General features: G+C 47.7%; 14 protein-coding genes. 8 read left to right on the forward strand and 6 right to left on the reverse strand.

The window, feature by feature from the left end:
• Positions 1-275: 275 nt before the first annotated feature.
• Both A4U59_RS04625 and A4U59_RS04630 read right to left on the reverse strand, forming a co-directional pair.
• The gene (locus A4U59_RS04625; RefSeq protein ID WP_070120122.1) at positions 276-2675 is read right to left on the reverse strand and encodes an immune inhibitor A domain-containing protein; all 2400 of its coding nucleotides are present in this window, start codon (positions 2673-2675) and stop codon (positions 276-278) included.
• A 245-nt stretch (positions 2676-2920) separates the two neighbouring features.
• Positions 2921-4369: a bifunctional metallophosphatase/5'-nucleotidase gene (locus A4U59_RS04630; protein ID WP_083270658.1), complete on the reverse strand. Its 1449-nt coding sequence runs from the start codon at positions 4367-4369 to the stop codon at positions 2921-2923.
• A gap of 207 nt (positions 4370-4576) precedes the next feature.
• Here A4U59_RS04630 and A4U59_RS04635 point away from each other — a divergent pair, with 207 nt between their 5' ends.
• From A4U59_RS04635 to A4U59_RS04645, 3 genes are all read left to right on the forward strand, one after another.
• Positions 4577-5875, forward strand: coding sequence for an NCS2 family permease (locus A4U59_RS04635; protein WP_070120124.1), 1299 nt, complete (start codon positions 4577-4579; stop codon positions 5873-5875).
• 149 nt (positions 5876-6024) lie between these two features.
• The gene (locus A4U59_RS04640) at positions 6025-6711 is read left to right on the forward strand and encodes a response regulator transcription factor (RefSeq protein ID WP_070120125.1); all 687 of its coding nucleotides are present in this window, start codon (positions 6025-6027) and stop codon (positions 6709-6711) included.
• Entirely contained in the window at positions 6695-8122 is a 1428-nt protein-coding gene (locus tag A4U59_RS04645; protein ID WP_070120126.1) for a HAMP domain-containing sensor histidine kinase, read from the forward strand. The genes A4U59_RS04640 and A4U59_RS04645 overlap by 17 nt, the downstream gene beginning before the upstream one ends.
• Before the next feature lie 113 nt (positions 8123-8235).
• Here A4U59_RS04645 and A4U59_RS04650 read toward each other — a convergent pair whose 3' ends face one another.
• Positions 8236-8442: a hypothetical protein gene (locus A4U59_RS04650; RefSeq protein WP_070120128.1), complete on the reverse strand. Its 207-nt coding sequence runs from the start codon at positions 8440-8442 to the stop codon at positions 8236-8238.
• Between the two features lie 258 nt (positions 8443-8700).
• Between A4U59_RS04650 and A4U59_RS04655 the strand changes: the two genes are divergently transcribed.
• Complete coding sequence (locus tag A4U59_RS04655) at positions 8701-9012, forward strand: hypothetical protein (RefSeq protein ID WP_342670185.1); 312 nt, start codon at positions 8701-8703, stop codon at positions 9010-9012.
• 50 nt (positions 9013-9062) lie between these two features.
• On the opposite strand, the gene rarD is transcribed toward A4U59_RS04655, so the two are convergent.
• From rarD to A4U59_RS04670, 3 genes are all read right to left on the reverse strand, one after another.
• The gene (rarD, locus tag A4U59_RS04660) at positions 9063-10013 is read right to left on the reverse strand and encodes an EamA family transporter RarD (RefSeq protein ID WP_070120130.1); all 951 of its coding nucleotides are present in this window, start codon (positions 10011-10013) and stop codon (positions 9063-9065) included.
• A 43-nt stretch (positions 10014-10056) separates the two neighbouring features.
• Positions 10057-10815 carry a PP-loop family protein gene (locus tag A4U59_RS04665; protein ID WP_070120132.1) on the reverse strand — a complete coding sequence of 253 codons (759 nt, stop codon included), beginning with the start codon at positions 10813-10815 and terminating at the stop codon, positions 10057-10059.
• Between the two features lie 131 nt (positions 10816-10946).
• Positions 10947-11690, reverse strand: coding sequence for a helix-turn-helix transcriptional regulator (locus A4U59_RS04670; protein WP_070120133.1), 744 nt, complete (start codon positions 11688-11690; stop codon positions 10947-10949).
• A 125-nt stretch (positions 11691-11815) separates the two neighbouring features.
• Between A4U59_RS04670 and A4U59_RS04675 the strand changes: the two genes are divergently transcribed.
• From A4U59_RS04675 to A4U59_RS04690, 4 genes are all read left to right on the forward strand, one after another.
• On the forward strand, positions 11816-13108 hold the full coding sequence (locus A4U59_RS04675; RefSeq protein ID WP_070120135.1) for an extracellular solute-binding protein: 1293 nt from the start codon (positions 11816-11818) through the stop codon (positions 13106-13108).
• Between the two features lie 185 nt (positions 13109-13293).
• Positions 13294-14511, forward strand: a complete 1218-nt coding sequence (locus tag A4U59_RS04680) for a carbohydrate ABC transporter permease (protein WP_070120137.1) — start codon at positions 13294-13296, stop codon at positions 14509-14511.
• A 12-nt stretch (positions 14512-14523) separates the two neighbouring features.
• A complete protein-coding gene (locus A4U59_RS04685; RefSeq protein WP_070120139.1) occupies positions 14524-15357 on the forward strand; it encodes a carbohydrate ABC transporter permease in 834 nt (277 codons plus the stop codon).
• 29 nt (positions 15358-15386) lie between these two features.
• Positions 15387-17681, forward strand: coding sequence for a glycoside hydrolase family 65 protein (locus A4U59_RS04690; protein ID WP_070120141.1), 2295 nt, complete (start codon positions 15387-15389; stop codon positions 17679-17681).
• Positions 17682-17929: the final 248 nt, after the last annotated feature.

Genomic DNA, 17929 nt, shown 5'->3' on the forward strand with positions numbered 1-17929 from the left:
TCGGTGCTGTACTGGATAAAATTATTATCCTTTATAAATATTTTAGAGTCCGGTTCAATTGAATCGGATTATTTTTTTGTAACAAAAGGTGCAGCAAAATGCCAATTTTGCGCTGGAAAACACTGCGAATCGGTATGCCAAAACTTTTCTATCAATAAAAATAACAGGCGAATTCGTATACGAATTCGCCTGTTAACTGCCTTGGTATTCTATTTTTGCATTTGAAGCAATGGCATTCCTGTTGAAGAAGTGTGTGGGTGCCTCATTCTTCTTTGTTATTTATGAAGCAATACTTTACCAACTGTACCATCTGCACTTTGGCCGGTGACACGGAACTTCAGGCCGTATTCAGGAACATTGCGACCTGCATCAAGAAGGCCTTTGTTGCTGTAATCAGCGCTGTCATCAAACAGAGGTGTGCGCGCTGTGTAGTTGTCTTTCATTGTAATGCCGAGAAGGCCGGTGTAATCCAGGAACATTGCATCAGATTGTTCAAGGCTGAAAGCCGCATCATGCATCTGATAACGAGTGGACCCAACTGCACCGTCACTCCAATAGTTAAGGTGCTGATCACTATCGACTACTCCCAGGAAGCCATCACCAGGGTGTACGCCTGTCCAGTTTTCACTGTATGCATTATCGACATACCAGACAACAAGTCCATCATCGAATGTCATAAGGCTGTCGCCGCGGCGGATGTTGGCAAGCCCTTCATCGACACCGTTATGGCTGCGCCATTCAAGCAGGTAGTAATGATCGGAACGCTTGATGCCGTCATTTTTTGTAAAGCCGTCAAGTGCGACTTTTGCATCGCCTTCCGCGTCGTCAAACAGCACTTGCTCACCGTCAACTGTAATGGAAAGATCATCAGCAAACAATCCAGGATTGGATACTGCTGCATCTGTCACATATTCGATCGCAACTTCGACTTCCTCCCCTGCATAAGCTGAAAGGTCGAAGGAAGCATCAATCCATCCGCCGGAAGAACCGGTGATACCGTTTCCGAGGTTTGAGCCGTAAGGGTTTGTGTTAGTCGTAATGTCACTTGCAATCGGTTCGCCATTCACAGTCACGTATGCATAATCCCAATCGGTTTCGATATCGTACCACGTTTTGAAGTCAAATGTAGCATTCGCAGCGTTTGTCAAATCCACTGTAGTTGATAGTACATTGTGCAAATTATCCGCACTGCCGGAGAAGTATTCATAGTCGCCGCTGAACGGCTCGTTGATAACCGTCTCTTTTTGCGGGAGATTCACTTTTACCACATCATTGTTTGTACCTTTTGTTGCTGCTTCGTCCAGAAGGACTTCCATCCCTTTACTGTCAATATCTTCAACATTCACTTCTGTTCCTGACAGCCAGTTGCCTTTTGTCCCCTTGTTATCAACTACAGCTGTTGCTTGCAGCATTTCCTTTGCATACGGGCTGAATCCGGTAGGCATTGCGCCTGGAATGTCACCTGCCCAGCTGCCGCTTGCCATGATCGACCAGTAGCTTACTGCTTCACCTGCACCTGTATATTGCGTATCATACTCATCCGGAAGGCCAAGATCATGGCCGAATTCGTGCGCCATGACGCCGACTGCACCGTCTTCAGGTTCGATTGTGTAGTCATAAGCAGCCATCGGACCGCCCCAGTAGCCGACGTCAGCTTGTGTTCCGGATATCGGGAAGACGCCGCCAAGATTCCAGCGGTGCGACCAGATTGCATCAGAACCAAGCGATCCGCCGCCTGCTTCTTCACCGACACCGGAATGAATGACCATCAAGTGGTCGACAAGGCCATCCGGCTCAAGGAAATTGCCGTCACCGTCAAGGTCGTAACGGTCCCAGTGGTCGTAATCTGCAAGATTTACAGTTTCATCTGCAGCGGCCAGTTTTAGTGCTTCTTTTACAAGTCCTCGTGCATCTACATCATTTCCGTCGGGATCCGGATAGTTGCCTCCATATTCAGCTGCCGGCTTGCTCGCTGTATACCAGCCGGCAACTTCTCCTTCAACAGAGTAGCTGCCGCCGGACTGCTGTTCATAATATTGTTTCATAGAGTCATAGGTTTTGCCGTTCGGGCCAGTCCAGCCTCCGTCACCGAACAGCATATCTTGGTAATGCTGCTGTGAGTAGGCTTCGTCACCTTCATAGTACATATCTGTTTCATCAGAAGTCATTGAATTGTGAGGCTTGTCCGGGTAATCGACCAGCAATACGAGGACTTTATCTGTCCTTTTTTCACCGTTATAGGCTTCTTCTTCTACTGAAGAAGGCGTATTGTTCTTGGCAAGTCCAAGTTTATTTCCTTGCCCGTTCGTAAGGCTGTTGTTTTTTATTTGCTCCTGGAGCTTTCCTTTGGAAGCTTTTTCTTCATTGGCAAGCTCGCCCGCTTCTTTCTTGGCAGCAGCTGCTTTTTTCTGTAAAAATACATTTAATGCTTTTTCTGCTTCAGCAGCTGTTGCATTTTCTTTGATTTTTCCTTCTTTTTTCAGCATTTCGATGAGGCGCTCATCATTGGCGATTCCAAGGTCAACCGGGCCCTGATAGGAATGGTGGGCCGTTTTTGATGCTGGATTTGCCAGTACATTTTCCGGGCTTATACTGCTGCTTGCTGCTGTGCCGGCAAATGTGCCGACGCTTAAAGCGGCTGCCATAGCTAAGCCTGCAAGTTTACGAGTTTTCAAGCTGGTTCCCCCTTATATTGTAAAAAAAGTGTAGATTTTGTATTACGAGTGTAAATATATAACATTATTCTGAAAAATTCATCTATTCGCACAAAAAGGATTCTTTCGTCCCGCTAAATATGTCATATTTTAGGACTTATGAATCATAAAAAGAATGGACCGCTTTAAAGAAGCAGTCCACTTAAGTGTTAATGTATTTGAGTGAATAAAATGGTGTCAAAATGTAATGTATCGTAATGGTATTTCTATATAATTTCGTATGTTCCCACATAGCCCTGCTTCAGGTCAGGGTGCTTGGACAAATACTGTTTCATTATTTCCACTGCCGGTTGATTCAATGTCGAGCGGTTCCGTCCATATTTCTCCGGAATGCCCTGTTTTGTTATATAGACAGCTTTATAGGTTTTATCAGGATTTAGTTTTTCGTTCCCGATAAAGAGCTGTTCGACTCTCAAGCCATGAGGGTTTTCAAGCTTTACATAAGCTTTATAGCCAAGGCCGCGCTTCATGTAGCCGTTTGACTGTCTATAAGGGTCACGTGAGTATGTCGTTTCGATGGCTTCTTCGAGCATGAGCAGGATTTCAGCGCCGGACAGTTCGGCAGTCATGACGGCAGGGTTCATCGGTACGATATTATATAGGTCATTTACCGTGACTTCACCAGGAGGGATGGGCGCTCCATATCGCCAGCCGTGCGAGAATGCAAGATCGGCACCGCTGTAATCAAGCAGGGCGTTCATTAGGAAATTATCGGTTGTTGATTCAATATTCATTCCGCGGAAAAGGAGAGAGAAGGTAGTCCCTGCCTTTTCGGATAGTTTGCCACGGTACGGTTCAAGAGCATTTTCTACTTGCTTTTTTACTTCAGGGTCTTCCGGGATATCTGGCGTTATTTCGATTAATTCGTGATGGTGGCTGATGACCCGGCCATTGGAAACTTTAAGATCAAGCCGGCCCAGAAAAGATCCGTGTGCCCCTGATTGAATGACAAGCGTGTTTCCAAATTGCACAGGCTCATACAGCCTGTTGTGGGTATGGCCGCTGAGGATTACGTCGATTCCCCTTACTTCCTTCAGGAGTTCCATATCCTGGGCAAACCCCTGGTGGGATAGCAGAATGACGATATCTGCGTTCTCTTCCTGTTTTACCTTATGAATGAGATAAGGAAGTTCTTTTTCGGCCTCTTTAAAATATACGCCTTTAGCGAAATGCTTCGGCATCTGACTCCCGACGTACGGGCAGGCTAGCCCGATGACGGCAGCTTTCACACTGCCGGTTTCCTTTATGATATACGGCTTGAAGTAATATTCATTCGTGCCGGCATCAAAAACATTACAGGCAAGTACCGGGTAGTTCAGTGACTGCTGCAGTGTTTTTAGCCGGTCTGGCGTATAAGCAAAATCCCAGTGCCCGGTCATGCCGTCAAGCCCGAGAACATTCAATATCGGAATCATTGCTTCCCCTTTTGATTCAACGGGCAGGAAGGTTCCGTGAAACGTATCTCCGCTGTCAAAAAAAAGGGCCTGTCCGTCCGTTTCATCCTTGATTTTTTTCACTGTTGATGCCATTCTTGCAAACCCTCCTGCTGTTCGGGTGACAGGGCCATTTTCTTCAAAGAATACTTCGGCATGCGGTTCCAGGTAGCCGTGGGTGTCGTTCATTTGAATGAGGGTGATATTTTGTGAGCCGGCCAAGTTACTCGTCCTCCTTACATAACGTTCTTTCTATTTTCATACCCGTAACTGTAAAGCGATATACCCGGAAGGCTATCATCGTGCCTGCGCATTTCGGAAAATAAAGCTTGCCGAAAAGAAAAGGGGTGATTATAATGGTTTCTATTGCGGCCTGTTTTCAAGCAGGCTGCGGGGCGGGAGAGGGAAATAAATAGAGGAAGAAAAAGAGTGCGCAACACGTTCGAACAACATTTTAAGCTGAAAGAAGAAGAAACGACTTTCGGGAAGGAAGTCCTGGCCGGATTTGTCGCGTTCTTCACTGTCGTTTATATTATCGCTGTCAATTCAGCAATCCTTTCAGAAGCTGGGATACCGATTGAAGCAGCGGTGTTGGCTACGATTTTCACATCAGCGGCCGGCTCCATCCTGATAGGATTGTGGGCTAACGCGCCTATGGTCCTTGTCCCAGGCATGGGGGTCAACGCCATGTTTTCTTATACGATTGTTCAGGCAATGGGGCTGACATGGCAGCAAGGCCTCGCGGTTGTCTTCATTTCGGGGCTGTTTTATACGGTTATTGCGTTCACACCGCTTACCGGCATCCTATCAAGGGCTATTCCGGACTCACTGAAGGACTCGATTACGGTAGGGCTCGGTCTTTTCCTCGCATTGATCGGTCTTGAAAAAGGCGGGATTGTCCAAAAAGGGGAGCATTCGATTCTGGCACTCGGTGACATCGGGGAACCGGCTGTCCTCCTGTCCATTGTGACACTGTTAATCGCTGCCGCTCTGTTTGCCTGGAATGTGCCGGCCAACTTTTTAATCAGTATTGTGATCGGCACCGCTCTTTCCGTGTTTACGGGTGTGACTGATATGCACGGGACGGGAGGTCCGGCTCCAAAACAATCAGGTTTTGGCGAAGTGTTCATGAGTATGGATTTCGGGAACAGCTTTTCTATGGTATTTTGGATTGCCGTGTTTTCACTCACAATGGTGCTCGTTTTTGAAAATATCGGCCTTGTCCATAATCAGGTCACAATGCTGCAAAGGCCCGCGGCCTTTACACCCGCGTTCCGGTCTAACGCTTTCGCTTCTATGTTTTCAGGTATTTTCGGCACAAGCCCGACTGTATCTGCCGTTGAGAGTGCGGCTGCGATTACAGCAGGCGGACGGACAGGGATCACTTCAATTACAACCGGTTTGCTGTTTTTGGTGTCTGTCTTTTTTATTCCGTATGTGAAAATCATTCCGGATAGTGCCATTGCGCCGGTGCTTATCATTATCGGCTCGCTGATGCTGCATAACATTAAAAATATCTCGTTTCATGATATGTCCGAAGGGTTTCCGGCCTTTCTTGTCATCATCATGATTCCGTTTTCGTACAGTATTGCTGACGGAATCGGATTCGGCTTCATTGCTTATCCGGTAATGAAACTGCTATCCGGGAAACCGAAGGAAGTCTCCTTTCCGCTTTATGTCATTGCAGGTTTGTTCCTGATCAATTTCATTATGCACGGCATGGGTTAACAAAGAAAGTGGTGTCTGGCCGCCAATGCGTTGTTTCGATAACGCAGCGGGATCCAGGCACCTTTTTTTGCTGCAATGATGTAAAATGAACAGTGAGAGGACCGGAAAAAGACTGTTTGATAAACCGATTTGCAAGAGGTGGAGAAACGTTGAAAAAAATTTTATTGATAGAAGATGAACCAGCAATTGCGCGGGTATTGAAGGCATATTTGCAAAAGGAAGGGTTTCACGTGGAACAAACCGCAGAAGGCAATGAAGCTGTCATGCTGTTTGAAAAAGCACATCCGGATCTTGTGCTGCTCGATGTCATGCTGCCGGGCCGGGACGGCTGGAGTATTTTAAAAGAAATCCGCCGAAAAAGCTCAACTCCTGTCATCATGCTTACAGCATTAGGAGAAGTCGATAGCAGGCTTTCAGGCCTTAATGAAGGGGCGGACGATTATATAACAAAACCCTTCGCTGCTGATGAAGTCGTAGCAAGGGTGAAAGCGGTATTGCGCCGTTCCCGTTCAATTATGGAAGATAATGATATCATGTTTTTTGGCAGCTTGATCATCAATGAAAAGGCACATACCGTCACGCTGAATGGATTGGAAATAGCGGTGACACCGCGGGATCTGTCACTGCTTCTGTTTCTCGCCCGCCACCCGAATCAGACATTCACAAGGGAACAGCTGCTGGACCGGGTATGGGGCCTTGATTATGAGGGGAGTGACAGGGCAGTGGACCTGGCGGTGAAGCGGCTGCGGCAGGCCCTCCACAACTGGCCAGTGGAGGAAGGGGAAATCAAAACGGTCCGCGGATTGGGGTATCAGTTCAGTGTCAGTGGAAAATAACCGCAACAGAACTCCGCTGCTCCAGTATTGGACAACCCGTTATGTGGCGACACTTTTGGCTGGGCTGCTTGTGATAGGCGTTGTTTCTGCCTTTTGGATTCAGCATACAACGCTGCAAAACCGCCTTGATTTAACGAGACTGCTTGCAGAAGAAACGTCAGACCGGGTTGTCGACAGCGAAGGGACAATCATATTCGGTACGGTTTTATCAAGGGTCCTTGATGAGCGGCAGCGCATGCTCAACCTGGATACCGATATGGTTACAGCGGTTTTGAACCAGGAAGGACGTGTGCTTTTCAGCAAACCCCAGCAAGCATTCTCACGGCAGGCCGCCCCATTTCCGCCTGGCCTCCTCGCTGGCGGGGATGATACTCAAAAAATCACACTTGATGGCGGAGAGAAAGTGTATCTTGTCAAGGCGCCGATCGAGTTTAACGGTGTGACAGCAGGCTGGGTCGTCATTTTGCAGTCGGAAAGGGACCTGGAGCGTGTCAATCAGGAATTCGGATTGCTTGCGGTGATGCTTATAAGCCTCGGCCTGCTTGGCTGGGTTGTGATATATTTTCTGTCACGCAAGCTTTCGCAGCCGATAAAAGAGGTAGCAGAGGCCGCACAGCAGATTGAGAACGGAGATTATCACGTATCACTGCCGGAGGATGCAGCAGGCCGGGAAGTTCATGAACTCGTCCAATCATTCAAGGAAATGTCGCAGCGCCTTGACAACCTGGAAAAGATGAGAGCGGAACTGCTGGCAAGTGTTACCCATGAACTGAAAACACCGGTTGCATCGATAAGCGGAATCAACCAGGCCTTAAAAGATGGTGTGATTGAAGGGGAGGAAGCCAGGGAGCTTCTGGAAATCTCTTTGAAAGAGGGCAAGCGGCTTGAAGCCATGATTAAAGACTTGCTTGATTTCAACTCATTCGCAGCAGGTGCTGTCACCTTGCATCAGGATACGTATGATCTTCACTCACTTGTCAAGGAAATCGCCCATCAGTGGAAGATTCCCCAGGAAATGAAAGAACTGAAAATTGAAGTGGAGGGAGCCGGCCGCAATCTTCTCGTTCGTGCCGATGCGGCCCGCCTTCAGCAAATTATGATCAACCTGTTGAACAATGCCGTACAGGCAATGGGTGGATCTGGACAAATCCTCATTTCCCTGGAACAGGGTGGGAAAGGTGAGGCTTTGATTGAGGTGCGGGATAATGGCCCGGGCATTCCTTTAAATGAACAGGATTTGATATTTGAACGGTTTTACAGAGGGGAAGGAAAAAAACATAAAATACGCGGACTGGGAATCGGCCTTCCATACAGCCGGATGCTGGCCCGGGCGATGGGCGGCGATTTGCTTTTGAATGAAAGCAATGAATGTGGAACGGCTTTTTTATTGAAGCTTCCGCTTGCCGGATAGATTGATGTACTGACTTGGTTCTGTGAATGAAAATGGAACAGCCTGGACCCGGCTGTTCCATTTTCATTTAAGCACCCAAAAAACTCCTGTGGTCGTAATTCTAAAACGATCGCTTAATTTCCAGCTCCATCACCATACTCATTCAGCTTCTCCTTCATTTCATTTACATTGGTATCACTATACCTCGCTGTACCGGCTCCGCCGCTTTCCGCGAGTAATGCTTTCACTTCGTTATACGTTAATCCGGAGTTTGCATTTGCCTTTTTGACGGCTTCGATATCTGTCCCGGCACTTGTCAGCTTTTTACCGTGATATTCCATTTGGTCCCCTCCTTATCGTGTTTTTACCGTATAAGTTAAATGTGCACCGTCCTCCTTGCTGTTATGCATGGTGGAGAAATTGCGAACCGTGACATGCACCCAGCCCGGAAAACTGCATAACATGAGTAGAGACGAACAAGAAAGGGGCTTTTTAAGGTCATGTACTTTGACGAGAGACAATTTTATCAGTTTCCTCAAACTCCTCCGCCGGGAGGAATGTTCCCCGGGTTTCCTCCAGGGCAGCCGCCGGGTGCGGGCATGCCTTATCCAGGAGGCGGGGGGCAGCCGGGAGCGGGAGCACCGCCGACAACTCCGCCGCCGTCATTCACGCCGCAATTGACACAGGCACAGACATTGGGTACTGAAGCGGGGGTTTTCGCTGTCGATCCGGGATCAATCAGGCGCTGCCTGTACCGTTTCACGTATATTTGGCTCGATAACTACCGTTCGTTCTGGTTTTATCCGACTTTCCTTGGCCGCAGATCAATTGCCGGGTACCGCTGGAACGGCTTTAGATGGGTCTATTTCGGTACGGATTTACGGAGGATCCGTTCGTTCCAATGCTTCTAATGAATTGCTTGAATTATTTATAAACGAAAAAACGTGTAGATCCATGGGATCTACACGTTTTTGCTTTTGGCAAATGCCTGTTTTGGAAACAGTCTGTTTTCCATTTTGCGGAATAGTCGTGTCTTTGCAAATGAAAAGATGATAAGTGCTGTCCAGATAAATGAAAATGCGGCCATCTCCACCGATGTAAACGGTTCGTTATATAAAAATACACCGAGTATGAGTGTCAGGGTCGGGGCAAGGTACTGCAAAAATCCGACCATTGTCAGTGTTACCCTGCGGGCGGCAGAAGCAAAAAGAAGCAGCGGTACAGCCGTTGCAACACCTGCGCCGATCAGGAGCGGGACGGTGGCCGTTCCGTCCAATAAAAAAGAACTCTGACCGGCCTGGTGCAGCATGACCACATAGAAAAGGGCAACAGGTGTCAAAATCATTGTTTCAATGGCAAGGCCTGTCAGCGACCCGGCATTGACCATTTTTTTGAACAGTCCGTATAAACCGAAGCTGATGGCAAGGGAAAGTGCTGCCCATGGAACGTCACCATAAGACAGGGTCATGATCAGGACGCCGGTTGCAGCCAGAATGAACGAGATGACCTGCCAGCGGGAAAGGGTTTCCTTCAACACGATAATCCCCAGCATGACGCTGACCAGCGGATTGATATAATAGCCGAGACTCGCTTCAATGACATGGTCGTTGTTGACCGCCCAGATATATGTGAACCAGTTGATGCTGATGAACAGGGAAGCAAGAATGATGCCAAGAAACTGTTTTTTTCTCGAGATGATTTCTTTTAGCTCTTTAATGAATGTTTTTCCTTTTCCCATCATCAACAGAATGGCTGCCGTAAAGACAAATGACCAGATGAACCGGTGGGCGAGCACTTCGTCAGATGGAACGTGGCCGACAAGCTTCCAGTAAAGCGGAAGCAGTCCCCATAAAAAATAAGCGGAAGCACCGTAACCGATTCCCTTCAAACTTTCTTTCTGTTCTTCCTCCATACTCCCGCCTCCAATAGTCCCGACATATCGGGTTCTTTCTATTTTATAACTCCGTCAATTCCTCACTTCTCCAAAAACCGCTCAAATCGGCATGCTTGATGCCGTGTAAAAATTTCTTGCGGATATCAGGGTACTGGAGACTGAGGGTTTTGACCAGATTTTTTATCTCTTCGCGCCTTGTCTGTTTGTCGGCCGGGCACGGATTGTGGACGATCGGGATTTGTTTTGATTCGACAAATCGGATGATCGCCTGTTCCTCAAGATAAATCATCGGCCGGATGACCGTAATTCCGGATTGGTCCTGATACGTTTTAGGCTGGAATGTTCCAAGCCGGCCGTTGAAAAAGAAGTTCATGAAAAACGTTTCAAGCGCATCATCAAGATGATGGCCGAGTGCAACTTTATTGCAGCCGAGCTTTTTGGCGGCATCGTTCAAAATGCCGCTCCGCATATTTGCGCATAGCGAGCAAGGATTTTTTTCCTTCCGCACTTCAAACAGGATTTTGCCAACGGCTGTATCCAGCACGTGAAGCGGCTGACCGAGCGCATCTGTAAATTCCTTCATCGGATCGAGATCCGTGTCGGGAAATCCGAGTGAAAGAGAAATCGGGACAATCTCAAAGTCAATCGGCAGCCGCCGCTGCAGCATCGTCAGGATGTACAGCAGGGTGGAGCTGTCTTTTCCTCCGGACAGGCCGACGGCGATCCTGTCTCCGTCTTCAATTAACTTAAAATCCATCATGGCTTTTTTTACTGGATTGAGCAGCCGTTTGTTCGTTGTATTTGAGAGAGCCAGTTCCATTGTTACGTCTCCTTATCTCTTATTCTTACTTAGTATAAGGACATCAGGGCTGATAGACAACAAAAAAACCCGAAAATGGTATATATAATCGGGGTGGAAAAATATTATTCGACAAGTGACAGGCACCACGCCTACACCGTCTGCTTCAGTTGCCTGAATTCCCGGGGAGTTATGCCGTTCAGCTTTTTAAAAAGCGCTGTGTAGTAGCTCTGGTTGCAGAACTTGAACAAAAAGGATATGCCGGATATCGAGGTGTTCGTATGGAGCAGAAAATACTTTGATTCTTCAATTCTTTTTTTATTGATGAATTCGGTGATGGTAAGGCCGGTTTCCTTCTTGAAGCGGCTGGACAAGTAGTTCGGGTGAACATAAATCCTGCTGGCGATGACCTCAAGGGACAGTTCTTCGAGAATATTCTCATAGATGTAGGAAATGGCGAGATTTACAGGATGGCTGTATGTATTTGAGCTGCTCTCTTCATGCTGTGTTTTAATGAAATGGGCCAGCATTTCGTATTCCATTTGATTGAGCCTGTCAAGGTCATTTGTTTTTTCAAGTTCCATAATATAGGCATCGCTCAAATGGAAGGCGGTTTCCGGGTCGACTCCCCCTTTGATGATTGCCCGTGTAAACAGGGTGCAGACTGCGATCAATGCATTTTTTCGGGAGCGGATCGGGTTTGCTGCCAGCGTCGCCCCTTCCAGCTGGTTGATTTCCTTCAGAATGGCATGGGCCAGCTCGTCATTTCCCATTGTTATGGCATCCGTCAATTTCAGTTCCATTTCATATGGGGGATGGATGTAATTTTCCTGTCTGTTATGGATCCGGGAAGAAAGGAACTGCTGAATGACGGAGGGATTGATTGAAGTTTTCAAGTTTCCGCCTCCTATATGTAATAATTTTAATAAAAATCTTAAAATTTTAATATAAGTGTAAGCGTTTTCTTACTAGAATGCAAGTAAGTTCAAGAACTTCAATACGAAATAGGGGGCGTCAATACATGAAAAAATGGCTGTCCGTTTTACTAGCACTTGCACTTGTTGCCGGTTTCCTTGCTGCGTGCAGCGGCGGGGAAGAGGAAGAAAACGCAGGCGGATCTGAAACAGAGGAAACAGAGGGAACAGATGAAAATGCCACAGAAGGCGAAAGCTCCGGTGAAAAAGTCACATTGAAATTCGCAGCGCAGAATGACAACACACCAGCAACTCAAATGGTGATTGACGAGTTCAACAGCAGCCAGGATAAGTATGAGGTCGAATGGGTCCAGATGACCAATGATTCAGGCCAGATGCATGACCAGCTTCTAACTTCCCTTTCCAGCGGTTCTGATGAGTATGACATTATTTCAATGGACGTTGTGTGGGCAGGAGAATTTGCAGGCGGCGGCTATCTTGAGCCGATCGACACGTATATGAACGATGCTGATATGAGCAAGGATGATTTCAACAGCGGCTCGATGGATTCAGGCAATTATAAAGGAAAACAATTCACGCTTCCATTCTTCCCTGACCTTGGACTGCTTTACTTCCGCAGTGATATCGTCAGCGAAGAAGATGCCAACAAGCTGATCAGCGGCGACTATACGTATGAAGAGCTTGGTGCGATGGCTGATAAGTACACAGGAGAACAGGGAACAAAATACGGTTTCCTTTACCAGTCCAAGCAATATGAAGGGCTTACCGTTAATGCAACTGAATTCACAAACTCTTTTGAAGATGTAAAAGGCGGCCTTGAGCAGATGTATGCTTTTACAACTGCTGATTGGGCCCCGAAGGATCTTTTGAACTTCACTGAAGGTGAAACCCATACAAACTTTGAACAGGGCAACGCGGTATTTGCCCGGAACTGGCCTTATCAGTTTGGCCGCATCAAAGGCGAAGAAGACGGTGTCACTGTAAAAGTCGACCAGGTCGGCATCGCTCCGCTTCCAAACGGCGGGTCTGTCGGCGGCTGGCTGCTTGGCATCAACAAAAATGCCAAAGATGTGGAAGGCGCTTGGGAATTCATCAAGTTCGTAGCAGGTGAAGAGGGGCAGAAGATCATGTCCACTGAAGGCGGATATATCCCTGGCTATAATGCATTGCTTGAAGACGAAGAAGTAATCCAGGCAAATGACATGCTTTCTTACGAAGGATTCAATAATGCTCTTGGCAATACAATCGCGCGTCCTGTGTCCCCTGATTATTCTAAAGTGTCTGATACCATCCAGGTTGAGACACATAAGTACTTAAGTTCAGGTGACGGGCTTGATGCTGCAGTAGAAGCGATCAATGGGGCAGTTAGTGAAGAATGAAACTGACTGCAGGAACAGAAGAAGGCTCTAATTTCGGTTAGAGCCTTTTTTTACACAAATTTTTAACTTGTATAGACACGATTGTGCAGCGGCCCTTGTATCAAGGGAGGCATGCGTTACGGAAGGAAAATATTTTGCTGAGGTAATCTCCGATTCAGCATCAAAAGTGAAAAGAGGTGTTCGGAATGAAAAAGACGGGATTTAAAGAGTATTTATTCATTGTCCCGGTCGTGCTGTTAATCGGGGTATTTTCCCTCTGGCCGGTCATCCAGTCTTTTACGTATACATTTTTCGACTACCAGCTGAATGATCAGCAAAAGTCGGGCCTTTATTTGAATGAACGTTTTAATTTTGAGTTATATGATGAAACCCAGATGTATTTGACGATGTTCCTTGAGGAAGACCGCAAAGACATTACCGATAACCCGGATCTGCAGGCTGAAATCGACCAGCTCCTGGAAAGAATCGAGGAAAAAGAAAAAGAGTTTGAAGGAAGAGAAGGCGTCGAGAAAATTACGGATGCCGAGCGGGACGATTTAGAAGCTTTATCGAAAGAAGCAACGAATGTTGTTGACCAAATAACGGCTGATTATGACACGCCCAATAAAGAAAACCTTCCGCTCATTGTGGAGGATATCGAAAACAGTATTGTGCCGTCCAACTTTATCGGCCTTGAAGGGTACAAACAAGCCATGACGGATAAACGGCTATGGCTCTCCGCCTGGAACACGGTGGAATTCACCTTCATCTCCGTTTTCCTTGAGCTTATCCTGGGGCTTGCCCTGGCGATGATCATGAACAAAGCGATGCGGGGTCAGGGAATTATCCGTACGACATCTCTCATTCCTTGGGCGATTCCGACTGCGGTAGCTGCGTTAATGTGGAGTTACTTATATGACGGCAGCAGCGGCATCGTCGCCCACTTTTTTGAGATGATCGGGCTTGTCGATGATTCACGTGAACTGCTGCTTACCGGTTCAGGTGCGATGGCATCGACCATTCTGGCGGACGTCTGGAAAACGACGCCGTATATGGCGCTTTTGCTGCTGGCAGGCCTGCAGAATATATCAAAATCCCTGTATGAAGCAGCCGAAATTGACGGAGCCAATAAGATCCAGTCCTTTTTCAAAGTGACACTGCCCTTATTAAAACCTTCTATCCTTGTCGCCCTGCTTTTCCGTACGCTCGATGCCTTCCGCGTTTTTGATCTGATCTATGTCCTGACCGGCGGCGGCCCGGGCGGTGCGACGGAAACACTGTCCATTTATGGATATAAAGCGATGTTCGGGCAAACGAACTTCGGTTACGGCTCAGTAATCGTCATGGTCATGTTCGTCTGCGTAGCCATCATCGCCACCATTTATGTCAAGTTTCTCGGCACCAATCTCATGGATAAAAATTAAGGGGGGACACTCATGGATACACGAAACAGAAAGTTGAAAATTATCGTCGGCAGCATCATCGCCGTTTATTTATTCATCATGTTCTTCCCGTTCCTGTGGATTTTCATTACGTCCTTTAAGACATCCGGGGAAATATTCGGAACCGGGGCCTTCAATTTCATTCCTGAAAACCCGACCCTGAATAACTTCACCCGAGTCATCGTCGAAAAGGGAATATTGGGTGCCATAAAGACATCATTAATTGTGGCTTTCTCAACGACAGCCTATATCGTGCTTGTCGCCACTTTTGCAGCTTACGCGATTTCCCGATTTGAGTTCAAGGGGAAAAATGTACTGCTCGGCGTCATCCTGGCAGTATCGATGTTCCCGCAGATGATCGTCATCGGGCCGGTTTACAACCTGTTTTTGGACCTTGGCTGGACGAACAGTTACGCAATCATTTTGCCTTATTCAACGATCACATTGCCGATGGCGGTCTGGATTCTTGTGACCCATTTCAACCAAATTCCCCTTGCCCTTGAAGAGTCGGCAAAGATAGACGGCGCGACACCGCTGCAAACGCTGTTTAAAATTGTATTCCCGCTTGCGGCGCCGGGTGTATTCACAACAGCGATCATCGTATTCATCGCAGCTTGGAATGAATTCCTGCTGACAATTACGATCAACTCGAATCAGGATTATCATACGGTTCCGGTTGCCATCTCTTTTTTGCGGACCCAGTTTGAAATTTTATGGGGGGAAGTAGCGGCTGCAACGACAATCGTCACAATACCGACCCTGCTTATCGTCCTGTTCTTCCAGAAGCAGATTGTTTCCGGATTGACCTCAGGAGGGGTAAAAGAATAACGAACAAAACTTTTGTAGGAGTGTAGTTTATGACCTGGACCCTGACAAACAATGAACGGACAAAAGAAGAGCTGCTGAACCTGGAAAGCTTATTTGCTCTCGGCAACGGATATCTCGGCGTCCGCGGCAACTTTGAAGAAGGATACGGCGGCGGCATGGCATCGATCCGCGGCACATATCAGAATGCATTCCATGATATCATTGACATTCCATACGGGGAAAAGCTGTACGGTTTTCCTGATACCCAGCAAAAGATGCTGAATGTCATTGATGCCCAGACGATTGAACTTTACTTTGGCGAAGGCGGGGAGGAAGAGCGCTTCTCACTGTTTGAGGGAGAAATATTGTCGTATGAACGGAACCTCCATCTTGACCGCGGCTATGCGGAACGTGCCGTACACTGGAAATCACCGGGCGGCAAAGAACTGAACATCCGTTTCCGCCGCCTTGTTTCGTTTGCAACCCGGGAACTGTTTGCGGTTGAAACTATCGTGGAACCGGTGAATTTCAACGGTCAACTGAGAGTGGTGTCCACTGTTGACGGAGATGTTTCGAATTTCACAGATGACAGTGATCCGCGCGTCGGATCGGGCCATGCCAGACGGCTTCATCCGATCGGGGCAGACCATGACCATGAGTACAGCTATGTGGTCAGCCAGGCGGAAGTTTCCAGGTTGGAGACTGCCTGTGTTTCCCGCCTGAAAACGGACACCGGGAATCATGTGTCCATAAGGAAATCGGCAGCGGCCGTTGAGACCATTTTGACAATGACAGTAACCGAGGAACCGATTACAATTACGAAATACAACGTATATACTGACTCTCTCCGGCATGAAACGGACCTGGTTCAAAAAGGGATCGACGTCCATCGCAATATCAGCATGCTGTCATTCAACGATCTCTTGATCCAGCAAAGAACCTACCTTGAGGCGTTCTGGAAGGATGCGGACATTACGATTGACGGAGACGAAAAACTGCAGGAAGGGATCCGTTTCAATCTCTATCAGCTGCTGCAGTCAGCCGGCGGCGATAAATTCAGCAACATTTCCGCCAAAGGCCTTTCGGGGGAAGGGTACGAAGGGCATTATTTCTGGGACACCGAAATCTATATGTTCCCTGTATTTTTAATGACACGGCCGGACATTGCCCGGCAGCTCCTCATATATCGATATTCGATTCTTGAACAGGCGCGTGAGCATGCCAGGGAAATGGGCCATAAAAAAGGTGCGCTGTTCCCATGGCGGACGATATCGGGAACGGAATGTTCCTCTTACTTTCCGTCCGGCTCGGCCCAGTACCATATAAGCGGCGATATCGCCTACAGCTATGTCCAGTACCTCCTGGCATCCGGAGATGAAAAGTTCCTGAAGCAATACGGGGCGGAAGTCCTGTTTGAAACGGCCCGATTATGGATGGATACCGGCCATTATCATAACGGGAAATTCCGGATTGATGATGTGACCGGCCCGGATGAATATACTTGCATCGTCAATAACAACTATTATACAAACGTCATGGCAAAACATAATTTAAAATGGGCTGCAAAAGCATATCGAATGCTTGAAGAAATGGACAGAGCGGCACATGAAAACCTGAGCAGCCGCCTTCGCGTTACTGCAGAGGAAGCGAAAGAATGGAAAGCGGCATCAGAAGCCATGTACCTTCCATTCGACGAAGAGCGCGGCATCAACCCGCAGGATGATACGTTCCTGCAAAAAGCGGTATGGGATTTCGAACATACGCCGAAGGAACACCGCCCGCTCCTGCTCCATTACCATCCGCTGACACTGTATCGGTACCAGGTGTGCAAACAGGCGGATACCGTTCTCGCTCATTTTCTGCTCGAAGATGAGGAAAGCTTTGAAACAATCAAGCGCTCCTATGATTATTATGAAAAAATCACCACCCATGATTCTTCCCTGTCATCTTGCATTTTCAGCATTATGGCTTCAAAAGTGGGATACCGGCAAAAGGCGTTCGATTATTTCATTGAAACAGCGCGCCTTGACCTTGATAACACGCACGGCAACACAAAGGACGGTCTCCACATGGCAAATATGGGCGGCACCTGGATGTCGATCGTCTACGGATTTGCCGGCCTGCGTCTGACAGAAAGCGGTCTGTCACTTGCTCCAGCTTTGCCGGAAGAATGGCAGCATTACCGATTCCGCCTGCAATACCGAAGCCGGACGGTGGAAGTGGACGTGAACCGCGAGCGTGTTTCGCTTAGGCTGGTGGACGGCAGGAAGCTGGAAATGAAGCTGTATGGAGAGAAGGTCGCCTTGGAGAAAAACTCTGCGTTTACAGCCGAGCTTATGCCGTGAGTATAAAGGAAGAAAGGAATACCCGGTCCTGTTGGAGGGCCGGGTATTTTTTTGTTGACGGTTGAAGCGGGGCGAGAGTGCAAAGGGCGGAAGTTGATTGAGTTGATTGTAAATCTGACGGTAAATCGGAAAACTTGATTGGAAAGTCATTTTATAACGAATGAATAAAGCGCGGCGTAAAACGGTTTAGTGGGCGTGAAAGCGGACTTCGGGCTGAACGCTTTTCCCTAAACGGTGTGAACAGGCGT

Source organism: Bacillus marinisedimentorum (assembly GCF_001644195.2).
In the GTDB taxonomy this organism is placed as follows: domain Bacteria; phylum Bacillota; class Bacilli; order Bacillales; family Bacillaceae_O; genus Bacillus_BL; species Bacillus_BL marinisedimentorum.

Coding starts and splice junctions, on each gene's coding strand:
- A4U59_RS04650 (WP_070120128.1), bottom strand. CDS start 8,442: ATGGAATATCACGGTAAAAAGCTGACAAGTGCCGGGACAGATATCGAA.
- A4U59_RS04655 (WP_342670185.1), top strand. CDS start 8,701: ATGCCTTATCCAGGAGGCGGGGGGCAGCCGGGAGCGGGAGCACCGCCG.
- A4U59_RS04685 (WP_070120139.1), top strand. CDS start 14,524: ATGGATACACGAAACAGAAAGTTGAAAATTATCGTCGGCAGCATCATC.
- A4U59_RS04675 (WP_070120135.1), top strand. CDS start 11,816: ATGAAAAAATGGCTGTCCGTTTTACTAGCACTTGCACTTGTTGCCGGT.
- A4U59_RS04680 (WP_070120137.1), top strand. CDS start 13,294: ATGAAAAAGACGGGATTTAAAGAGTATTTATTCATTGTCCCGGTCGTG.
- A4U59_RS04690 (WP_070120141.1), top strand. CDS start 15,387: ATGACCTGGACCCTGACAAACAATGAACGGACAAAAGAAGAGCTGCTG.
- A4U59_RS04665 (WP_070120132.1), bottom strand. CDS start 10,815: ATGGAACTGGCTCTCTCAAATACAACGAACAAACGGCTGCTCAATCCA.
- rarD (WP_070120130.1), bottom strand. CDS start 10,013: ATGGAGGAAGAACAGAAAGAAAGTTTGAAGGGAATCGGTTACGGTGCT.